The organism is Streptomyces sp. NPDC051738, from assembly GCF_044453205.1.
GTDB lineage: Bacteria > Actinomycetota > Actinomycetes > Streptomycetales > Streptomycetaceae > Streptomyces.
On record NZ_JBITCM010000005.1, the window covers coordinates 26,568 to 44,794 of the forward strand.

An 18,227-nucleotide genomic window follows, 5' to 3' on the forward strand; every position below is an offset into this window, starting at 1 on the left:
CGGCTCCGCCGCGTGGGCGCGACCAGCCACAACGAACCCGCAGACCGCGCACGACCTCACGCCCCGTGCTCTTCCCGGTGAGCCTTCGCCAACTCCGCATACATGGTCCCGTTGAGCGTGACGCCCTGACGCTCCTCCTCCGTCAGCTCCCGCTTCACCTTCGCCGGCACCCCCGCGACCAGCGACCCAGCCGGCACCCGCATCCCCTGCGGCACAAGAGCCTGCGCTGCGACCAAGGAGCCCGCCCCGATCACCGCACCGTTGAGCACGGTCGCCCCCATCCCGATCAAGCAGTCGTCCTCGACAGTCGCCCCGTGCACGACGGCGTTGTGCCCGATGGACACCCGCTCGCCGACGGTCACCGGGAACCCGGGATCGGCATGAAGCGTGCAGTTGTCCTGCACATTGCTGCTCGCACCGACGGAGATCTTCTCGACGTCGCCGCGCAGCACCGCGCCGTACCAGACACTCGCTCCCGCTTCCAGCGTCACGTCCCCGATCACCGAGGCCGTCGGCGCCACGAACACCTCTCCGTCGATCTTCGGCTCTCTGCCGCCGATGCCCTTGATCAGCGCCTTGTGCGTCATCACCGTCTCCTGTCGTCCTCGGTACTCCGGAACGCTACGCCACCCGGTAGGGCGAAGATCACAGCCCCTCGACCTCATAAGGGCGCCGAACGCTCAGTACGGTGAACGCGTGCCCAAGCGCAAGAACACGTTCTCGTCCTGGCGGCGCAGCCTCACGCAGCGCGCCGTCCACGCGGCCTGGGCCTGGGTGCAGCGCACGGGTTCGGTGACCGCCGAGAACCCCGGCCGCCTCCACTTCGGCTCGATCGGCGAAGCCACCCGACTGGCCTTCCCGCTCGGCACGGTCTTCGGCGAACCCTGGATCCACCTCGGCTCCCACTGCATCGTCGGCGAGCAGGTGACGCTCACCGCCGGTCTGATGCCCGACCTCGACCTCGGCCCGGAGCCGATCCTGCGCATAGGGGACGGCGTCGTGCTGGGCCGCGGCAGCCATGTCATCGCCGACACGACGGTCACGATCGGCAGCGACTGCTACTTCGGGCCGTACGTCTACGTCACCTCCACCAATCACTCGTACGACGATCCGGACGAGCCCATCGGCAAGCAGTGGCCGCGTATGGAGCCGGTCGAGATCGGGTCGGGATGCTGGATCGGCACCGGTGCCGTCATCCTGCCGGGCGCGCGGATCGGGCGGAACGTCGTGGTCGCGGCCGGTGCCGTGGTCCGGGGGACGGTGCCCGACCATGCCGTCGTGGCGGGGGCGCCCGCCCGTGTCGTACGGCGCTGGACGCCCGGCGACGGCTGGCAGCCGCCGCTGCGGACCCCGGCTCCGGTGCCGATACCCGACGGGATCACACCCGAGCAGCTCCAGGCGCTGGCCGAGCTGGACGAGGAGACGGCGGCGAAGTTGGCGGAGCTGGACGAGCAGGCGTCCGTCGAACTCGTCGAGCCGGCTGCGGAGTCCTGAGAGCTCCAGTCGTGTCCCCGGCCGGGCGCGCGACGCTTGGCACGCACGTCAGCCCGTGTCATGTCTCCGGCGGGGCGCGCGATGCCTGCCATGCCCGCCGGCCCGAGTCATGGCCCCCGGCCGGGCGTGCGACGCCGGCACGCACGCCAACACGGCCTCCGAGTCAGCCGGAGGCCAGCAGCAGCGTTCCCACCAGCGCCAGCCCCGCGCCCGCCGCCTGCACCGCCCGCAGCCGCTCCCGGAGAATCCCGCGTGCGGCCAGCGCGGTCACCACCGGGTAGAGCGAGGCCAGTACGGCGGCCACGGTGACCGGGCCGTGGTGGGCGGCGACCACGTAGGTGCCGTTCGCCGCGACGTCGGCGAGGCCGACGAAGGCGAGCGCCGGCAGCGAGCGCCAGGGGAAACCGTCCTCCGGGAGAGCCGCTGCGCCCCGCCGTACGGAGACGTACAACGCGAGGCCGCCCGCCGCCACGTTGACCACCCGCTGCACGAAGAGTGCGAGGAACAGGCCGGTGATCGTCGTCGACGCCTCCGCGATCAGCGCGAAGACGGCGCCGAAGCCGAACGCCGCGATCAGCGTGAGCAGGATCGCCTGCCGCTGCACGGGAGCGCCCCGCAGCTGCGGTCCGCCCGCGAGCAGGACGCCGAGCACGGCGACCGCGATCCCCGCGACCTGCATCAGCCCGGGCCGCTCGCCGAGGAAGAGACCCACACCGACCGGGACCGCCACGCCCACGGTGCCGAGCGGGGAGACCACGCCCATGGGGCCCAGCGCGAGCGCCTTGTAGAAGCAGAGCAGGGCGACCGGCCCCACCAAGCCGGCGGCGACCGCGAACCACAGCTGGGAACCGGCCTCGCTCCAGCCGCCGGTGGCGACCACGATCACGCCGAGCACGGTCGCCGCGATCGCCTGCGAGACGACGACCACCGTGAGCGCCGGGGTGCGCCGGGTCAGCAGTCCGCCGCCGAAGTCGGCCAGCCCCCACAGCAGGCTGGTGGCCAGGGCGAAGAGTGCTGTCACGGGTGCCTCGCAGTACAGTTCGGTGCACGATCGGGTGCACCCCACCGTAGTGCAGCACGCTGGACCCTGTCATCCAGAATATTGCACTCCGGAGCGCGGGGGGAGTTGGGTGCAATTTGCCGGAATTGGATTGAATTGGACGGAATGTGTCGGACCTCGACCTGTTGACCCAGTCCCTGGCGCGCAACGTCAAGCACTGGCGCGCGGCGCGCGGCTTCACGCTGGATGTGCTCGCCGCCCGGGCAGGCGTCAGCCGCGGCATGCTCATCCAGATCGAGCAGGCGCGCACCAACCCGAGCCTCGGCACAGTGATCAAGATCGGTGACGCGCTCGGGATCAGCATCACCACCCTGCTCGACTACGAGCAGGGGCCGAAGGTGCGGGTCGTCCCCGCCGACCAGGTCGTGCGGCTGTGGCACACGGACGCGGGCAGCGCCAGCCGGCTTCTCGCCGGCACGGAGGCGCCCGGGCCGCTTGAGATGTGGCACTGGCGGATGATGCCCGGCGAGAGCAGCGTCTCGGACCCGCACCCCGTCGGCACCGTTGAGATCGTCCACGTCACGGTGGGCGAACTGACCCTCACCGTCGACGACACGGAGTACCGCGTCCCCGCCGGCGCGAGCGCCACCTTCGAGGCCGACGCCCCGCACTCCTACGGCAATCAGGGCGACGTCCCCACGGAGTGGATGCTGGCCGTGTCGGTCCCGCCCGCCCGCTGAGACCTTGCTCCGAGGGCGTCGGCGGTCCTGTTAGCGTGCGCTCATGGACGCGCCCATCGGACACTTCGACAACGCCACCCCCGCCCCCGACTGCCTCGACGAGCTCACCCGCCCCGTCGCCGACGCCGTACGTCACTGGCACGGCAGCGTCCCCGCCGACCAGATCGTCTACGTCGAGACCGATCCGCGGTGGGCCGACACCGCCGTCTTCCTGGAGCACTACGGGCCGGAACTGCTGGGGCAGTCCGCGAACTGCGTGGTCGTCGCGGGCAAGCGCGGCGGCGAGACCACGCTGGCCGCGTGCGTCGTGCTCTCCGCCACCCGGGTCGACGTGAACGGCGTCGTACGCCGTCAACTCGGCGCGCGCAAGGCGTCGTTCGCCTCGATGGACACGGCGACCGGCGAGACCGGCATGGAGTACGGCGGCATCACCCCGATCGGTCTGCCCGACGGCTGGCCGGTGCTGGTGGACTCCGCCGTCGTCGACCTGCCGTACGTCCTGGTCGGCAGCGGGCGCCGGCGGGGCAAACTGCTGGTGCCGGGGAAGGCGTTCGCGGAGCTGCCGGGGGCGGTCGTGCTGGAGGGGCTCGGCGTCGCCTGAGCGCGCGGGCTCAGGCCGTGGCGTGGTGGGCGAGGGCCAGGTGTGGATCCGCCTCGCCCGGCACCGGTGCCGGGTCGGCGTGGACCAGGGCCGCGGTGAGCCGGGGCACGGCGTGCAGCAGCGCGTGTTCGGCGTCGACGGCGATGGCGTGCGCCTGACGTACCGTCACCTCGCCGTCCACGACCACCGCCACCTCCGCGCGCAGGCGGTGCCCGATCCAGCGCAGCCGCAACTCGCCCACCTCGCGCACGCCGGCGACCTCCCGCAGCGCCCGCTCGGCCCGGTCCACCAGCGCCGGGTCCACGGCGTCCATCACCCGCCGGAACACCTCGCGTGCCGCGTCCCGCAGCACCAGCGTGATGGCGGCCGTGATCGCCAACCCCACGATCGGGTCCGCGAGTTGCCACCCGAGTGCGGCGCCTCCAGCGCTCAACAGGACCGCCAGTGAGGTGAATCCGTCCGTACGGGCGTGCAGTCCGTCCGCGACCAGCGCGGCCGAGCCGATCGCCCGCCCGACCCGGATCCGGTACCGGGCCACCCACTCGTTGCCCGCGAACCCGACGAGCGCCGCCACGGCCACGGCCGGGATCTGCTGCACAGGCCGCGGATCGAGGAGGCGGTCGACCGCCGTCCACGCCGCGAATGCCGCGGACGCGGCGATCGTCAGCACGATGACGATGCCCGCGAGGTCCTCGGCCCGCCCGTAGCCGTAGGTGAAGCGGCGGGTCGCCGCGCGCCGGCCCAGCACGAAGGCGATTCCGAGCGGTACGGCGGTCAGCGCGTCCGCGGTGTTGTGCACGGTGTCGCCGAGCAGCGCCACGGACCCGGAGGCGACGACGACGACCGCCTGGGCGAGCGCGGTCACGCCGAGCACGGCCAGCGAGACCCAGAGCGCGCGCATGCCGCGGGCCGAGGACTCCAGGGCGGAGTCGAGCTTGTCGGCGGTTTCGTGGGAGTGGGGCTTGAGGAGGTGGGGCAGGCGGTGGCGGAGGCGGGCCGTTGTGCGGGCGTGGGTGTGGGAGTGCCCATGGTGGTCGTGGTTGTGATGCTGGTCGTGGTTGTGCGCGTGGCCGTGATGGCCCTGGTGCTCGTGCGCGTGCCCGTCACTCACGGCGGCCCCTTCCGGTACGAGGGAGTGGGCTGGTGGCCACCCACAACGCCATTATGTGCGTATGAGCGCACGCATGCACCTATCACCTGCGCAGGATGCGCACCCGCACCGACTCAGTAGTCGGCGTGCGTGCCCAGGTACTGCTCGGCGAAGGCCATCGCCGCCGTCGGGGAGCCGAAGAGGCGGCGGAGGCGGGCGAGGGTGGTGCCCGCGCGGTAGGGGTCGCCCGAGGACGTGCCGTGGTAGACCTCGGAGAGCCAGTGGGAGAACTCCTGGTAGTCCCACACCCGGCCCAGGCAGGCCGCCGAGTAGCCGGCCAGGCCGGTGCCGTCGCCCTTGGTGAGGTACGCGATGAGCGCGTCACCGAGCAGGAAGGCGTCGTGCAGGGCGAGGTTCATGCCCTTGGCGGCGATCGGGGCGGTCAGGTGGGCGGCGTCGCCGGCCAGGAAGAGGCGGCCGAACACCATGGGTTCGACCACGTAGTTGTGCATGTCGAGGACGCGCTTCTCGATCAGCCGCCCCTCCGTGAGCGGCGGCGCGCCGTTCACCCCGAGGCGCTGCTGGAGCTCCGTCCAGACCCGATCGTGCGACCAGTTCTCCGGGTCGTCGCCGGGCGGGCATTCGAGGTAGTAGCGGGTCACGTCGGCGCTGCGCGGCATGTGCCCGGCGAACCCGTTCGGATGTATGCCGAACAGCACGCAGTCGGAGGACGGCGGCGCCTCGGCGAGCAGCGCCAGCCAGCCGATGCCGTAGTCGCTGCGGGAGATGTGCGCACGGTCGGCGGGCACCGCGGCCCGCGTCACCCCGCGCGCCCCGTCGCAGCCCGCGACGAAGTCGCAGTGCACGACCTCGCGTCGGCCCGTCTCCGGGCAGGTGTACGACACCGAGGCGTGGTCGGTGTCGACGTCGTGCAGCTCCACGTCCTGAACGCCGAAGCGTATGGCCCCGCCGCGCACGTCCGCGTACTCGCGCACCAGGTCCGTCACCAGCAACGGCTGCGGATAGACCCAGTGGTGCTGCCCCGTCAGTTCGGCGTACTCGAACCGATAGCGCTCCCCGGCGAACCGGAACTCGCACTCCGTGTGCCGCTGCGCCCGCTCCAGCAGGGTGTCCGCGAGCCCCCGCTGCTGGAGACCGCGTACGACCCACTCCTCGATGACCCCGGCCCGCGGCCGCTGCTCGATGAACTGACGGGTCTCGATCTCCAGGACCAGACAGTCGACGGACGCCGCCCGCAGGATGTTGCCGATGGTGAGACCGGCCGGTCCGGCACCCACGATGACGACCGGGAAACGCTGCGGGGCACCGGAGTTGGTGTGGGGGGAGGAGGAAGTCACGCGAGCATTATGCGGGCGGCCGACGCGAGGAGGGGAGGGGAAGGCGCCCCTAGCCCAGGCGCGGTATCTCGATGGCCGGGCAGCGGTCCATGACCATCTCCAGCCCCGCCGCGCGGGTGCGGTCGTACGCCGCCTCGTCGATGACGCCCAGCTGGAACCAGACCGCCTCGGCCCCCTTGGCGACCGCCTCGTCGGCGACCGGCCCGGCGAGGTCGCTGTTCACGAACACGTCGACCACGTCCACGTCGAAGGGGATGTCCGCCAGGGAGGCGTAGCCCTGCTCGCCATGGACCGTCTCCGCCTTCGGATGGACCGGCACGATGCGCTTGCCGTAGCGCTGCAGCACCTCGGCGACGCCGTACGCCGCTCGCCGCTCGTTGGACGACAGGCCCACGATCGCCCAGGTGTCGCCCAGTTCGGTGAGGATCTTGCGGACCGCTGCCTCGTCGCCGTACACCGCCGGCCTCCCTGCGCCTCGTAGGACTTCCGTCCAACCGTCGTCCCTCTGTCGTCTCCACGCACAACGGCCGACGGCCCACAAGGATTCCCGGGCTGGCGATGCCCGGGTACGACATACGCGTCGAGTGCGTGAATGGGCCGTACAACCATGGGGTGACCAGCGAACTCCCGGCAGCCCCGAAGCCCGCCACGGTGACCGGAAAACGGGCCGGATGGCTGCGCGGGGCGGTCCGTCCGCCTACGCTCGCTCCGTGCTGCGCATCATCGACGCCCGAACCGGCGAGCCCGTCGACGCCACCCCCGCCCGCCGGGGCCTGACCCGCGTCGAGGCGCATACGGAGGGCTTCGACGTCACCGCCCTGCGGATACTGCTGGTCGCCGACCTGCTCGTCCGCGCTCTGGAACTCGGCGGTACGCCGGTCTGGGCGCTGCTCGACGAGGAGCGACAGCAGGCGGAGCTACGGGCCGGCGCCGCGGCGCTGGGCATCCGGCCCTTCGAGGACGGCCGGGACGCGGCGTCGGGACTGGGCGAGGCACAGGTCCTCCATGTCGTACGCGAGGGCGGCGCGGAGCCCGACGGAGTGCGGGTCGCCGTCGCGCCCGTGCACGCGGAGGCACCCCCGGAGGAGGCCGACCCCGCGGCCCTGCGCCTCGCGCTGCTCTCCCGGCGCAGAAGCGTGCCCCTGCGGCTCGACAGGGCCGCCCTCGTGGACGCCCACGACACCCTCGTACGCTGGCGCGGTGCCGTCGCCTCCTGGGCGCAGCGGCCGTCGCGGCCCATCCCGAACGAGGTGCGGGCGGAGCTGCGCACCGCATGGGAGGACGACCTGGACCTGCCCGGAGTCCTGGGAGTCCTACGCTGGGTGGAGAACGCGCCGGACCTGCCGGACGGCGCCCGCTTCGAGACGTACGCCTACGCCGACCGTCTCCTCGGCCTCGACCTCGCCCGCGACCTGGGAAACCCCTCATGACCTCCCGCATCGGAGCCGGCCCGCTGCGCCGCCTGGTCGTCCTGCGGCACGCCAAGTCCGCCTGGCCGGACGGCGTCGCCGACCACGAACGCCCGCTCGCCCCACGCGGCCGCCGGGACGCCCCGGTCGCGGGCCGGATGCTCGCCGACGCCGACTGTCTGCCGGACCTCGCGCTGTGCTCGACCGCGGCACGCGCGCGTGCCACCTGGGAACTGGCGTCCGCCGAGTGGGGCACGCCCCCGCCGGTGCGCCACGACCAGCGGCTGTACGGGGCCGACGTGCCCGAGCTGCTGGCCGTCGTGCGAGAGGTGCCCCCCGAGGTCGAGACGCTGCTGCTGGTCGGGCACAACCCGGGCCTGGAGGATCTGGTCCTCGAACTCGCCGGGGACGGCCTCGACGACACCCTGGACGAGGTCCGCACGAAGTTCCCGACGTCGGCGATCGCCGTCCTGGCCTGGCACGGCCCGGCCTGGCGGGCGCTCGCGCCAGGCACCGCACTGCTCACGGACGTGATGGTGGCGCGGGGAAAGAAGAAGTGAGCCCCTCCCGCGCGGGCGGGCGTGGCCGCGGCGCATAGGCTGGCCCGATGCAGGACGAGTACCGCACAGTCGCCCACGCGGGCGTGCACGAGACCGAGGTCAACCGCTCACGCTTCATCTGTGCGCTCGCCCCGGCCGCCACCGAGCAGGAGGCCCAGGAGTTCCTCGCCGCCGTCCGCAAGGAGCACGCGGACGCCACCCACAACTGCTGGGCCTACGTCATCGGCGCCGACGCCGCGATCCAGAAGGCCAGCGACGACGGCGAACCGGGAGGCACGGCCGGCGTCCCCATGCTCCAGATGCTGCTGCGCCGTGACATGCGCTACGTCGTCGCCGTCGTCACCCGCTACTACGGCGGCGTGAAGCTCGGCGCGGGCGGACTGATCCGGGCCTACGGTGGGGCGGTCGGCGGGGCGCTGGACACCCTCGACACGATCACCCGGCGCCGCTTCCGGCTGGCCACGGTCACCGTCGACCACCAGCGCGCCGGCAAGGTGGAGAACGACCTGAGGTCGACCGGCCGCGAGGTGCGGGACGTGCGGTACGCGGAGGCGGTCACCATCGAGATCGGCCTGCCGGAGGCCGAGGTGGAGGCGTTCCGGGAGTGGCTCGCGGACGTGACGGCGGGCACGGCAGGGTTCGAGCTCGGGGGAGAGGCGTACGGGGACGCGTGACGAGCCGAGCTGCCTGCTCGGGCGAAACACCAGTGACTGAAATGTCCGTAACGCACGTATGGCGGGCCCGTCATGACGGGGCGATACGGGAGTAACCGCCCGTGCTGTCAGACCCGGCCGTTAGTCTCGGGGATCATGAGGCTCCTGCACACTTCCGACTGGCATCTCGGCCGGGCGTTCCACCGGGTCGGCATGCTCGGCGCCCAGGCCGAGTTCATCGGCCACCTCGTCACGACCGTGCGTGAGCGCGGCGTGGACGCGGTGGTCGTGTCGGGAGACGTGTACGACCGGGCGGTCCCGCCGCTCGCCGCGGTCGAGCTGTTCGACGACGCCCTGCACCGGCTCGCCGACCTCGGTGTGCCGACGGTGATGATCTCCGGCAACCACGACTCGGCACGCCGACTCGGCGTGGGCGCGGGACTGATCGGCCGTGCGGGCATCCATCTGCGCACCGAGCCGTCCGCGTGCGGAACGCCGGTCGTGCTCCGGGACGACTTCGGTGACGTGGCCTTCTACGGGCTGCCCTATCTCGAACCCGCCCTGGTGAAGGACGAGTTCGGCGTGGACAAGCCCGGGCACGAGGCCGTGCTCGCCGCCGCCATGGACCGGGTGCGCGCCGACCTCGCCACACGCGCGCGTGGCACGCGGTCGGTCGTCCTCGCGCACGCCTTCGTCACCGGGGGCGAGGCCAGCGACAGCGAGCGGGACATCACCGTCGGCGGGGTGGCCGCGGTGCCCGCCGGGGTCTTCGACGGCGTCGACTACGCGGCATTGGGCCATCTGCACGGCTGCCAGACCATCACCGAGCGCGTCCGCTACTCGGGCTCGCCGTTGCCGTACTCCTTCTCGGAGGCCGACCACCGCAAGAGCATGTGGCTCGTCGACCTGGACGCCGACGGCGCGGTGACCGCCGAGCGCGTCGACTGCCCGGTGCCGCGCGCGCTGGCCCGGATCCGGGGGACGCTGGAGGAGCTGCTCGCCGACCCCGCCCTCGCGCGGCACGAGGAGGCGTGGGTCGAGGCGACGCTCACGGACGCGGTGCGCCCGGCGGACCCCATGGCCCGCCTCACCGAACGCTTCCCGCACACCCTCAGCCTCGTCTTCGACCCCGAGCGGGCGCCGGACGATCCCGACGTGTCCTATGCGCAGCGGCTCGCGGGCCGCAGCGACCAGGAGATCGCGGAGGACTTCGTGGCGCATGTGCGGGGGGCCGGGCCCGACGAACGCGAACAGGGCGTGCTGCGGGACGCGTTCGACGCGGTGCGGGCCGACGAGGCCGTGCGGGAGGTGGCGCGGTGAGGCTCCATCGCCTCGATGTGACGGCCTTCGGGCCGTTCGGCGGCTCCCAGTCCGTCGACTTCGACGCGCTGTCGACCGCCGGGCTCTTCCTGCTGCACGGCCCCACCGGCGCCGGCAAGACCTCCGTCCTGGACGCCGTCTGCTACGCGCTCTACGGCTCCGTGCCGGGCGCCCGGCAGAGCGGCCAGGGCATGACGCTGCGCAGCGACCACGCCGTGGCCGGCACGCGCACGGAGGTCCGCCTCGAACTGACCGTCGCCGGGCGCCGGTTGGAGGTCACCCGGCAGCCACCCTGGGAGCGCCCCAAGAAGCGCGGTTCGGGTACGACGCTCGACAAGGCGCAGAGCTGGCTGCGCGAGTACGACGCGCAGGGCGGGACCTGGAAGGACCTCAGCCGCTCGCACCAGGAGATCGGCGAGGAGATCACCCAGCTGCTCGGCATGAGCCGCGAGCAGTTCTGCCAGGTCGTGCTGTTGCCCCAGGGCGACTTCGCCCGCTTCCTGCGCGCCGACGCCGAGGCCCGCGGCAAGCTGCTGGGCCGCCTCTTCGACACCCAGCGCTTCGCCGAGGTCGAGAAGCGCCTCGCCGAGCGTCGCCGGGCGGCCGAGGCCCAGGTGCGGGACGGCGACGCCGCGCTGCTGGCCGACGCGCACCGGATGCAGCAGGCGGCGGGCGACGCCATGCCGTTGCCCGACCTCGCACCGGGCGAGCCCGGCCTGGCCGAGGCCATCCTGGGTGCCGCCGCCGTCGCCCGCAGCACGGCCCGCGAACAGCTGACCGTCGCCCACTGCCGCCTCCTGGCCGCAGAATCGGCCCAGGCCGCGGCCGACCGTGCCCTGGCGGACGTACACGAAGTGGCCCGGTTGCAGCGGCGGTTCGCCGAGGCGCAGGGGCGGGCCCGGCTGCTGGAGGAGCGGGCCGACGCCCACCGCGAGGCACAGACACGCATGGAGCGGGCCCGCAAGGCCGAGGCGGTGGCACCGGCACTGGAGCTGCGGGACGCCGCTGACGCCGAGCACCGGCAGGCGGCCGTGGCGCAGGCACGCGCGCGTGCGGTGCTGGGGGAGGCCTTCGGCGGCGAAGGCCCGGGAGTGGGGGTGGACCGCGGGATCGGGTTCGGCGCCGCTTCAGGGGACGGACTTGGGGCTCACCGGCCGGGGGACGTCCTGGCCGACGGGCAGGACGGGACCTCCGGGGCGCACGTGTCTGCCCGTCCAGCGGACACCTTCGCCGACTCCGGTGCCGCCGGACTCTCGGCCGCCGCGCGGCGGTTCGCCGAGGAGTTGGGTGGGCTTGAGTCGGCCCGTCGTGGTGAGCGGCGGCTCAGCGAACTGGTGGCGGAGCGGGCGCAGTTGGATCGTCAGGAGCGGGCCGACGACGAGGTCCGGCTGGATGCCGAGGCCTGGCTCGCCGGGTGGGCGGCGACCCGGGCCGGGCTCCAGACCCGGATCGAATCCGCGCAGGAGGCCGCGCACCGCGCCGACCAACTGGCCGTGCAGCGCGAGCCCGCGCGGCAGCGGCTCGCCGCGGCCCGGATGCGCGACCAACTGGCCGGCGACACGGACACGGCCGCCGAACAGGCCGCTCGCGCCCAGGAGCAGGCACTCGCGGCCAAGGCGCGGTGGCTGGACATCAAGGAACAGCGCCTGAACGGCATCGCCGCGGAACTCGCCGCGCAGCTCCAGGACGGCGCACCCTGTGCCGTCTGCGGTGCCACCGAGCACCCCGCCCCCGCCCGCAAGGACGCCGGCCACGTCGACCGGGAGGCGGAGGAGCGGGCGCTCGCCACGTACCAGCAGGCAGAGGAACGGCAGGCCGAGAGTGAACGGCGCCTGGGCGTCGTAAGGGAAGCCCTGGCCGCCGCCACCGCCGAGGCCGGCGACCTGCCGACGCGCCAACTCGCCGAAGCGGCCGACCAGTTGGAGCAGCTGTACACGCAGGCCCGCAAGGACGCCTCCGCGCTGCACTCCACGCACGAGGAACTGCGCCGGGCCGAGGGGGAGCACGAGCAGCGCACGGCCGCCCACCAGCAGGCGGCGGTCCGGGCCGCCGCCCGGGTCGGCCACCGTGAGCGGTTGGACCGCGAGAAGGCGGCCCTGGAAGCGGAGTTGGCCCAGGCACGCGGCACCGCCGACAGCGTGGCCGCGCGGGCCGCACAGCTGGAGCGGCAGGTCGCCCTGCTCACCGACGCCGCCGACACCGCGCGCGCCGCCGAGGACACCGCCCAGCGGCTCAAGGACGCCGACGCCCGCCTGGCCGACGCCGCCTTCCGTGCGGGCTTCGACACCCCGCAGGCCGCGGCTGCCGCCCTCCTCGACGACACCGCCCACCGCGAGCTGCAACGACGCCTGGACGCCTGGCAGTCCGAGGAGGCCGCCGTACGCGCCGTCCTCGCCGAGGCCGACACCTCGGCCGCCGCCCAGCGACCGCCCGCCGACGTGGGATCCGCGGAGCGCACCGCATCCGCCGCCGCACAGCGTGCCCGCGACGCCGCCTCCGCGCGCGACGCGGCCACCCGGCGCTGCACAGAACTCGACCGGCTGTCCGCCCGAGCGGCCACCGCCGTACGCCAACTCGCCCCGCTGCGCGCGGAGTACGACCGGGTGGCCCGCCTCGCCGCGCTCACCGCGGGCACCTCGGCGGACAACGAACGCAGGATGCGCCTGGAGTCGTACGTGCTCGCCGCGCGCCTCGAACAGGTCGCCGCCGCCGCGACCGTACGGCTGCGGCGCATGTCGTCCGGCCGCTACACCCTGGTCCACTCCGATGACCGGGCCGGTCGTGGCCGCAGCGGGCTCGGGCTGCACGTGGTCGACTCCTGGACCGGGCGGGAGCGGGACACGGCGACACTGTCGGGCGGCGAGACGTTCTTCGCCTCGCTGGCCCTCGCTCTCGGGCTCGCGGACGTGGTCACCGACGAGGCGGGCGGCGTCCGGCTCGACACGCTCTTCATCGACGAGGGCTTCGGCAGCCTCGACGACCAGACCCTCGACGAGGTGCTCGACGTCCTGGACTCACTGCGTGAGCGCGATCGCAGCGTCGGGATCGTCAGCCATGTCGCCGATCTGCGGCGGCGGATACACGCGCAGTTGGAGGTGGTGAAGGGCAGATCGGGGTCGGTGCTGCGGCAGCGGGGCGTCGGGTGACCTCGGTTCAGTTGCCCAGCGGTCGGCGGGGCAGCGGTGACGAGTAGACGACGCTCGTCGTCACCGATCCCAGCGCGCCGATCTTGCCGGACACCTCCTCCAGGTGCTGCATCGAGCGGGCCGTGACCTTGATGACGAAGCAGTCGTCGCCGGTGACGTGATGGGCCTCCAGGATCTCCGGCGTGGCGGCGACGAGGTCGTGGAAGGGCTTGTAGTTGCCGTTGGGGTACCGAAGGCGCACGAAGGCCAGGATCGGCAGCCCCAGCCGCTCGGGGTCGACGACCGCCGCGTACCCCTGGATGACGCCCGCCTCCTCCAGCCGCCTCACCCGCTCCGTGACCGCGCTCGCGGACATGGACACGGCACGGGCCAGCTCGGCGAAGCTGGCGCGGCCCTCGCGCTGGAGGACGTCGAGGATGCGCCAGTCGGTGGCGTCCGGGGAAAACGCGGTCATGGGCGAGGAATAGCAGGGAAATACCCGGTGGATCAAGAGGAGGGCCGGGGATCTCCCCTTCAGGGAGGGGATCACCGGCCGTAGATTTCTGGTCATGACGACTACCGCAGCCGCCCCCGCCAGCCCCGTCCTCCGTGTCGCCCCCGCCGCCCCGGGCGAAGCCGCCGCCTACTTCCGGGCGAGCCTCGCCTTCCACGCGGACGTCTCCGACGTCGCCGCCGCCCTCGCCTCCGGCGGTGACCCCGGGTTCGTCGTCGTGGACTCCCGCTCCACCGAGTCCTGGGACCAGGGCCACATCCCGGGTGCGATCCATCTCCCCACCGCCCTCATCCCCGAGCAGGCCGAGCAGCTCCTCGACAGGTCCGTGCCCGTCGTCACGTACTGCTGGGGCCCCGGCTGCAACGGCGCGACCCGTGCCGCACTCGCCCTCGCCGAACTCGGCTACCAGGTCAAGGAGATGCTCGGCGGCTTCGAGTACTGGGCACGCGAGGGCTTCGAGTACGAGACCTGGCAGCGCCGCAAGAACATCCCCGTCGACCCGCTGACCGCGCCGGTGTCGGGTGACAACTGTGGCTGCTGAGGCTGGAGTTGACCACGGTGATCTGGTGAGGTCCCGGTGCGTGTAGGTTCTGCTGCCATGGTGCGATACGCGGAACCGGGCACGCTGGAGTGGGTGGAGTCGGGAGGTGGCCCGCTGATAGCGGTGCCGGAGACGGTGCTGCCGTTCTGGGCGGGCGCCGACGGCGACGAGACGGCGTCCGACTACGACCGGGCCTGCGAGATCGACGGGTTCGTCGGACTCCTGCCGGTGGGGGACAGTGCGGCGCTGGTGTTCGGTGACGAGCCCGCGTCCACCTCGTACCTTCCCGACCACGGCATCTTCGTACGGTGGTGCGCGGGCGACTCCGAGGAGGACCTGCTGGCGCGGGTCCCGGCGGCCCTCGCCACGGCGGACTGGGGGCACGAGGTGCACTGGAAGGTGCCGGGCACGGTGGTCCTCTTCGACTCGGCCTGGCCGGGACGGGAAACGGAGCGGACCGAGCATCTGCGGGTGGAACTGGAGCCGGGGGCGTACGCGGTCCGCGCCGCCCAGGTGCAGCCCGGACCGGAGACCTGGCTGGGGCTCGTCGAGCTCCGACGACTGCCGCACTGACGGTTCAGCGCCCGAAGGGCCTTCGTCAATAACCGGGTGCACGGCGTGCGGTCGTTCCCCATCATGAACTCCCATGCCCCGTCTCCCGCACCCCGCCCCCGAAGACCTGCTCCGTGACCCCCTGCCCCTGCGCGGGCGGACCGCCCTGGTCACCGGGGCCAGCAGACGCGCCGGGATCGGTCATGCCGTGGCCCGGCGGCTGGCGGCGTACGGGGCGAGCGTCTATCTGCACCACCATGTGCCGCACGACGCCGCCATGCCCTGGGGAGCCGACCGCCCCGAGGACGTCGCCGCCTCCGTGCGGGAGGCGCTCGGCGACCCCGATGCCCAGGTCCTCGCGGGGCCCGGCGACCTCTCCGACCCGGCCGCACCCGCCGAGCTGATCGCCACGGCCGCCGCGGCACTGGGCGGACGGCTCGACATCCTGATCGCCAACCACGCGGTCAGCGGCTCCGACGGCACCCTCGACGAGATCGACGCCACCATGCTCGACACGCACTGGGCGGTCGACACCCGCTCGGTCCTGCTGCTCGTCCAGGCACATGCCCGGCTGAGGCCGGCCGGGCCCGGCGGCCGTGTGGTGATGATGACCTCCGGCCAGGACATCGCGGGAGGCATGCCCGGCGAGATCGCCTACGCCCTCCAGAAGGGCGCCCTGGCCTCGATCACCCGCTCCCTGTCGACCACGCTCGCCGAGCAGGGGATCACGGTGAACACCGTCAACCCCGGCCCCGTCGACACGGACTACCTGACCGGCGAGGCGTACGAGGCCGTGGCGGCCCGCTTCCCCGCCGGCCGGTGGGGCATGCCGGACGACCCGGCCCGCCTCATCGCCTGGCTGGCGACGGACGAGGCGGGCTGGATCACCGGTGAGGTCATCAACTCCGAGGGCGGATTCCGGCGTTGAGGTGAGGCGTTCGACCAGGTGCTCGACGACGCTGCCGCGTCAGAGCCGGGCCAGCTCGTCGACCAGGTCGTCCAGGCCCAGCGAACCCTGGGACAGGGCGGCCATGTGCCAGGCCTTGAGGTCGAAGGCGTCGCCGTGCCGCTCGCTCGCCTTCTCGCGGCCCAGCAGCCAGGCCCGCTCGCCCAGCTTGTAGCCGATCGCCTGGCCCGGAATCGTCAGATAACGGGTCAGCTCGCTCTCCACGAAGTCCGCCGGACGGCTGCTGTGCGCGCCGAAGAACTCCTGGGCCAGCTCCGGAGTCCAGCGCTCGCCCGGGTGGAACGGGGAGTCGGCCGGGATCTCCAGCTCCAGGTGCATGCCGATGTCGACGATGACGCGGGCCGCCCGCATCATCTGCGCGTCGAGGTAGCCGAGCCGGTGCTCCGGGTCGGTGAGGAAGCCGAGCTCGTCCATGAGGCGCTCCGCGTACAGCGCCCAGCCCTCGGCGTTGGCGCTGACCATGCCGATCGAGGCCTGGTAGCGGGAGAGGTTCCCGGCGACGTACGTCCACTGCGCGAGCTGGAGGTGATGGCCCGGTACGCCCTCGTGGTACCAGGTCGAGACGAGGTCGTAGACCGGGAAGCGGGTCTGGCCCATCGTCGGCAGCCAGGTGCGGCCCGGACGTGAGAAGTCCTCCGACGGGGAGGTGTAGTACGGCGCCGCCGCACCGCCGGGCGGCGCGATGCGCGACTCCACCTTCCGCACCGGCTCGGCGAGTTCGAAGTGCGTGCCGTCCAGCTTCTCGATCGCCTCGTCCATCAGGCCCTGGAGCCACTCGCGGACCTCGTCGACGCCCTCGATGTGCTTGCCGTGCTCGTCGAGGTGCGCCAGCGCCACCCACGGGGTCGCGGCGCCGGGAAGGATCTTCTCGGCCTCCTTCTTCATCTCGCCGAGCAGCCGGTGGTACTCGGACCAGCCGTACGCGTACGCCTCGTCGAGGTCGAGGTCCGTGCCGTTGAAGTAGCGCGCCCAGCGGGCGTAGCGCTCGCGGCCCACCGTGTTCGGCGCGCCCTCGATCGCGGGCGCGTACACGTCGCGCAGCCAGTCCCGCAGCTCCACCACGGCTGCCGTGGCCTCGCGGGCGGCCTCGTCCAGCTCCGCGCGCAGCGCCTCGGGGCCGGCCGAGGCGAAGTCCTCGAACCAGCCGCGACCCTCACCGGTGTCCGCCCACTCGGTGAGCTGCTCGATGAAGGTGGCGGTCGGGCGCGGCGCCGCGTACAGCTTGCGCTCCAGACCCAGCGTGAGCCCCTCGCGGTAACCCGCGTACGCGGCCGGCACCGCGCGCAGCCGCTGGGCGATCGCGGCCCAGTCCTCGTCGGTCTGGTTCGGCGTGACGGTGAAGATCTCGCGCACCGAGTGCGCGGGCGTGGCGATGTTGCCGACCGTGCGCAGGCCCTCGTCGGCCTCGTGCACGGCCAGCTCAGCGGTCAGCCGCTCGCGCAGCAGGCGCGCGCACCGGCGCTCGATGTCACTGTCTGCGCCGGGCAGGCGTTCGGCCTCGTCGAGCCGTGCGAGCGTGGTCCGCTGGAGCTGCGCGAGCGCCTCCTGGCCCGCGGGCGAGAGGTCCGGGAGCCTGCTCGAGCTCTCCTTCACGCCGAGGTACGTACCGGTGACCGGGTCGAGGGCGATGAGCTCGTCGACATACGCGTCGGCGATCTCGCGGGGCAGCGGGGTCTTGGTCTCAGACATGCGATCCATCCTCATACGGCGACCGCTGCCGCGTCAGCCCGGTTTGACCGGCCCTTGTCCAAGTCAGCTCGATTTCGCTGAGGGCGTGTGTCCCTGCGCGTCGGGCGGCAGCAGCGGCCCGCAGTCCCACTGCTGGAAGATCAACCGTGTCTCCACCCGGGCCACTTCGCGGTGGGCGGTGAACTCGTCCAGCACCAGACGCTGCAGATCCGACATGTCCGCGACCGCGACATGCACGAGATAGTCGTCAGGGCCGGTGAGATGGAAGACGGTCAGCGACTCCGGCAACGCCCGGATCCGCTCCACGAACGGCCCCACCAGCTCCCGCCGATGCGGCCTGACCTGCACGGACAGCAGCGCCTGAAGCCCTCGGCCCAGCTTGGCCGGATCCAGCCGGAGCTGATGGCCGAGGATCACGCCGGAGCGGCGCAGCCGGGTCACCCGGTCCAGACACGTCGACGGTGCGACCCCGACCTGCGCTGCGAGGTCGCGGTAAGTGGCCCGGGCGTCGTTCTGCAGCAGCCGCAGCAGATGCAGATCGACCGGATCCAGTACGACAGATTCGGCCATTGGCCGAACGTAACACGGTCTCTGCCCGCCGGACCCCGCCCGAT

At 72.8% G+C, this 18,227-nt stretch carries 19 protein-coding genes; 11 read left to right on the forward strand and 8 right to left on the reverse strand.

All coding sequences use genetic code 11. The annotated features are described in order from the left end of the window. Nucleotides 1–56: 56 nt before the first annotated feature. On the reverse strand, nt 57–587 hold the full coding sequence (locus tag ACIA8X_RS13320) for a gamma carbonic anhydrase family protein (RefSeq protein ID WP_393446354.1): 531 nt from the start codon (nt 585–587) through the stop codon (nt 57–59). A 109-nt stretch (nt 588–696) separates the two neighbouring features. Between ACIA8X_RS13320 and ACIA8X_RS13325 the strand changes: the two genes are divergently transcribed. After that, nucleotides 697–1,494 (forward strand): acyltransferase, encoded by a 798-nt coding sequence (locus ACIA8X_RS13325; RefSeq protein ID WP_393446352.1) that lies wholly within the window; start codon nt 697–699, stop codon nt 1,492–1,494. Nucleotides 1,495–1,657: 163 nt separating this feature from the next. On the opposite strand, the gene ACIA8X_RS13330 is transcribed toward ACIA8X_RS13325, so the two are convergent. Then, nucleotides 1,658–2,515 carry an EamA family transporter gene (locus tag ACIA8X_RS13330; protein WP_393446350.1) on the reverse strand — a complete coding sequence of 286 codons (858 nt, stop codon included), beginning with the start codon at nt 2,513–2,515 and terminating at the stop codon, nt 1,658–1,660. A 146-nt stretch (nt 2,516–2,661) separates the two neighbouring features. On the opposite strand from ACIA8X_RS13330, the gene ACIA8X_RS13335 reads away from it, so the two are divergent. Then, nucleotides 2,662–3,234 carry a helix-turn-helix domain-containing protein gene (locus ACIA8X_RS13335; RefSeq protein ID WP_393446348.1) on the forward strand — a complete coding sequence of 191 codons (573 nt, stop codon included), beginning with the start codon at nt 2,662–2,664 and terminating at the stop codon, nt 3,232–3,234. Nucleotides 3,235–3,277: 43 nt separating this feature from the next. Beyond that, nucleotides 3,278–3,835: a YbaK/EbsC family protein gene (locus tag ACIA8X_RS13340; protein ID WP_393446346.1), complete on the forward strand. Its 558-nt coding sequence runs from the start codon at nt 3,278–3,280 to the stop codon at nt 3,833–3,835. A gap of 10 nt (nt 3,836–3,845) precedes the next feature. Here the strand turns inward: ACIA8X_RS13340 and ACIA8X_RS13345 are convergent, their stop codons facing one another. The 3 genes from ACIA8X_RS13345 to ACIA8X_RS13355 form a co-directional block, all read right to left on the reverse strand. Then, nucleotides 3,846–4,946, reverse strand: a complete 1,101-nt coding sequence (locus ACIA8X_RS13345) for a cation diffusion facilitator family transporter (protein ID WP_399458328.1) — start codon at nt 4,944–4,946, stop codon at nt 3,846–3,848. A 113-nt stretch (nt 4,947–5,059) separates the two neighbouring features. After that, entirely contained in the window at nt 5,060–6,283 is a 1,224-nt protein-coding gene (locus ACIA8X_RS13350) for a 4-hydroxybenzoate 3-monooxygenase (RefSeq protein ID WP_399458329.1), read from the reverse strand. 49 nt (nt 6,284–6,332) lie between these two features. Continuing rightward, complete coding sequence (locus ACIA8X_RS13355; protein ID WP_393446340.1) at nt 6,333–6,740, reverse strand: CoA-binding protein; 408 nt, start codon at nt 6,738–6,740, stop codon at nt 6,333–6,335. 214 nt (nt 6,741–6,954) lie between these two features. Here ACIA8X_RS13355 and ACIA8X_RS13360 point away from each other — a divergent pair, with 214 nt between their 5' ends. The 5 genes from ACIA8X_RS13360 to ACIA8X_RS13380 all read left to right on the forward strand — a co-directional run bounded on the left by ACIA8X_RS13360 (nt 6,955) and on the right by ACIA8X_RS13380 (nt 13,371). Continuing rightward, entirely contained in the window at nt 6,955–7,713 is a 759-nt protein-coding gene (locus ACIA8X_RS13360; protein ID WP_393446338.1) for a hypothetical protein, read from the forward strand. Beyond that, on the forward strand, nt 7,710–8,252 hold the full coding sequence (locus ACIA8X_RS13365; RefSeq protein ID WP_393446336.1) for a SixA phosphatase family protein: 543 nt from the start codon (nt 7,710–7,712) through the stop codon (nt 8,250–8,252). Before ACIA8X_RS13360 ends, ACIA8X_RS13365 begins: the two co-directional genes overlap by 4 nt. A 47-nt stretch (nt 8,253–8,299) precedes the next feature. Next, entirely contained in the window at nt 8,300–8,926 is a 627-nt protein-coding gene (locus tag ACIA8X_RS13370) for a YigZ family protein (RefSeq protein WP_393446334.1), read from the forward strand. A 135-nt stretch (nt 8,927–9,061) separates the two neighbouring features. Continuing rightward, nucleotides 9,062–10,225 (forward strand): exonuclease SbcCD subunit D, encoded by a 1,164-nt coding sequence (locus tag ACIA8X_RS13375; RefSeq protein ID WP_399458330.1) that lies wholly within the window; start codon nt 9,062–9,064, stop codon nt 10,223–10,225. Next, nucleotides 10,222–13,371: an AAA family ATPase gene (locus ACIA8X_RS13380; RefSeq protein ID WP_399458331.1), complete on the forward strand. Its 3,150-nt coding sequence runs from the start codon at nt 10,222–10,224 to the stop codon at nt 13,369–13,371. Before ACIA8X_RS13375 ends, ACIA8X_RS13380 begins: the two co-directional genes overlap by 4 nt. 7 nt (nt 13,372–13,378) lie before the next feature. On the opposite strand, the gene ACIA8X_RS13385 is transcribed toward ACIA8X_RS13380, so the two are convergent. Beyond that, nucleotides 13,379–13,825 carry an Lrp/AsnC family transcriptional regulator gene (locus ACIA8X_RS13385; protein WP_093904056.1) on the reverse strand — a complete coding sequence of 149 codons (447 nt, stop codon included), beginning with the start codon at nt 13,823–13,825 and terminating at the stop codon, nt 13,379–13,381. 94 nt (nt 13,826–13,919) lie between these two features. Here ACIA8X_RS13385 and ACIA8X_RS13390 point away from each other — a divergent pair, with 94 nt between their 5' ends. The 3 genes from ACIA8X_RS13390 to ACIA8X_RS13400 all read left to right on the forward strand — a co-directional run bounded on the left by ACIA8X_RS13390 (nt 13,920) and on the right by ACIA8X_RS13400 (nt 15,885). Continuing rightward, a complete protein-coding gene (locus ACIA8X_RS13390; RefSeq protein WP_399458332.1) occupies nt 13,920–14,405 on the forward strand; it encodes a rhodanese-like domain-containing protein in 486 nt (161 codons plus the stop codon). A 57-nt stretch (nt 14,406–14,462) separates the two neighbouring features. Next, nucleotides 14,463–14,978, forward strand: a complete 516-nt coding sequence (locus tag ACIA8X_RS13395) for an immunity 21 family protein (RefSeq protein ID WP_393446326.1) — start codon at nt 14,463–14,465, stop codon at nt 14,976–14,978. Nucleotides 14,979–15,051: 73 nt separating this feature from the next. Beyond that, nucleotides 15,052–15,885, forward strand: coding sequence for an SDR family oxidoreductase (locus tag ACIA8X_RS13400; protein ID WP_393446324.1), 834 nt, complete (start codon nt 15,052–15,054; stop codon nt 15,883–15,885). A 39-nt stretch (nt 15,886–15,924) separates the two neighbouring features. On the opposite strand, the gene ACIA8X_RS13405 is transcribed toward ACIA8X_RS13400, so the two are convergent. Next, a complete protein-coding gene (locus ACIA8X_RS13405) occupies nt 15,925–17,613 on the reverse strand; it encodes a DUF885 domain-containing protein (protein WP_393446322.1) in 1,689 nt (562 codons plus the stop codon). 63 nt (nt 17,614–17,676) lie between these two features. Then, nucleotides 17,677–18,183, reverse strand: a complete 507-nt coding sequence (locus ACIA8X_RS13410) for an Lrp/AsnC family transcriptional regulator (protein ID WP_393446320.1) — start codon at nt 18,181–18,183, stop codon at nt 17,677–17,679. Nucleotides 18,184–18,227: the final 44 nt, after the last annotated feature.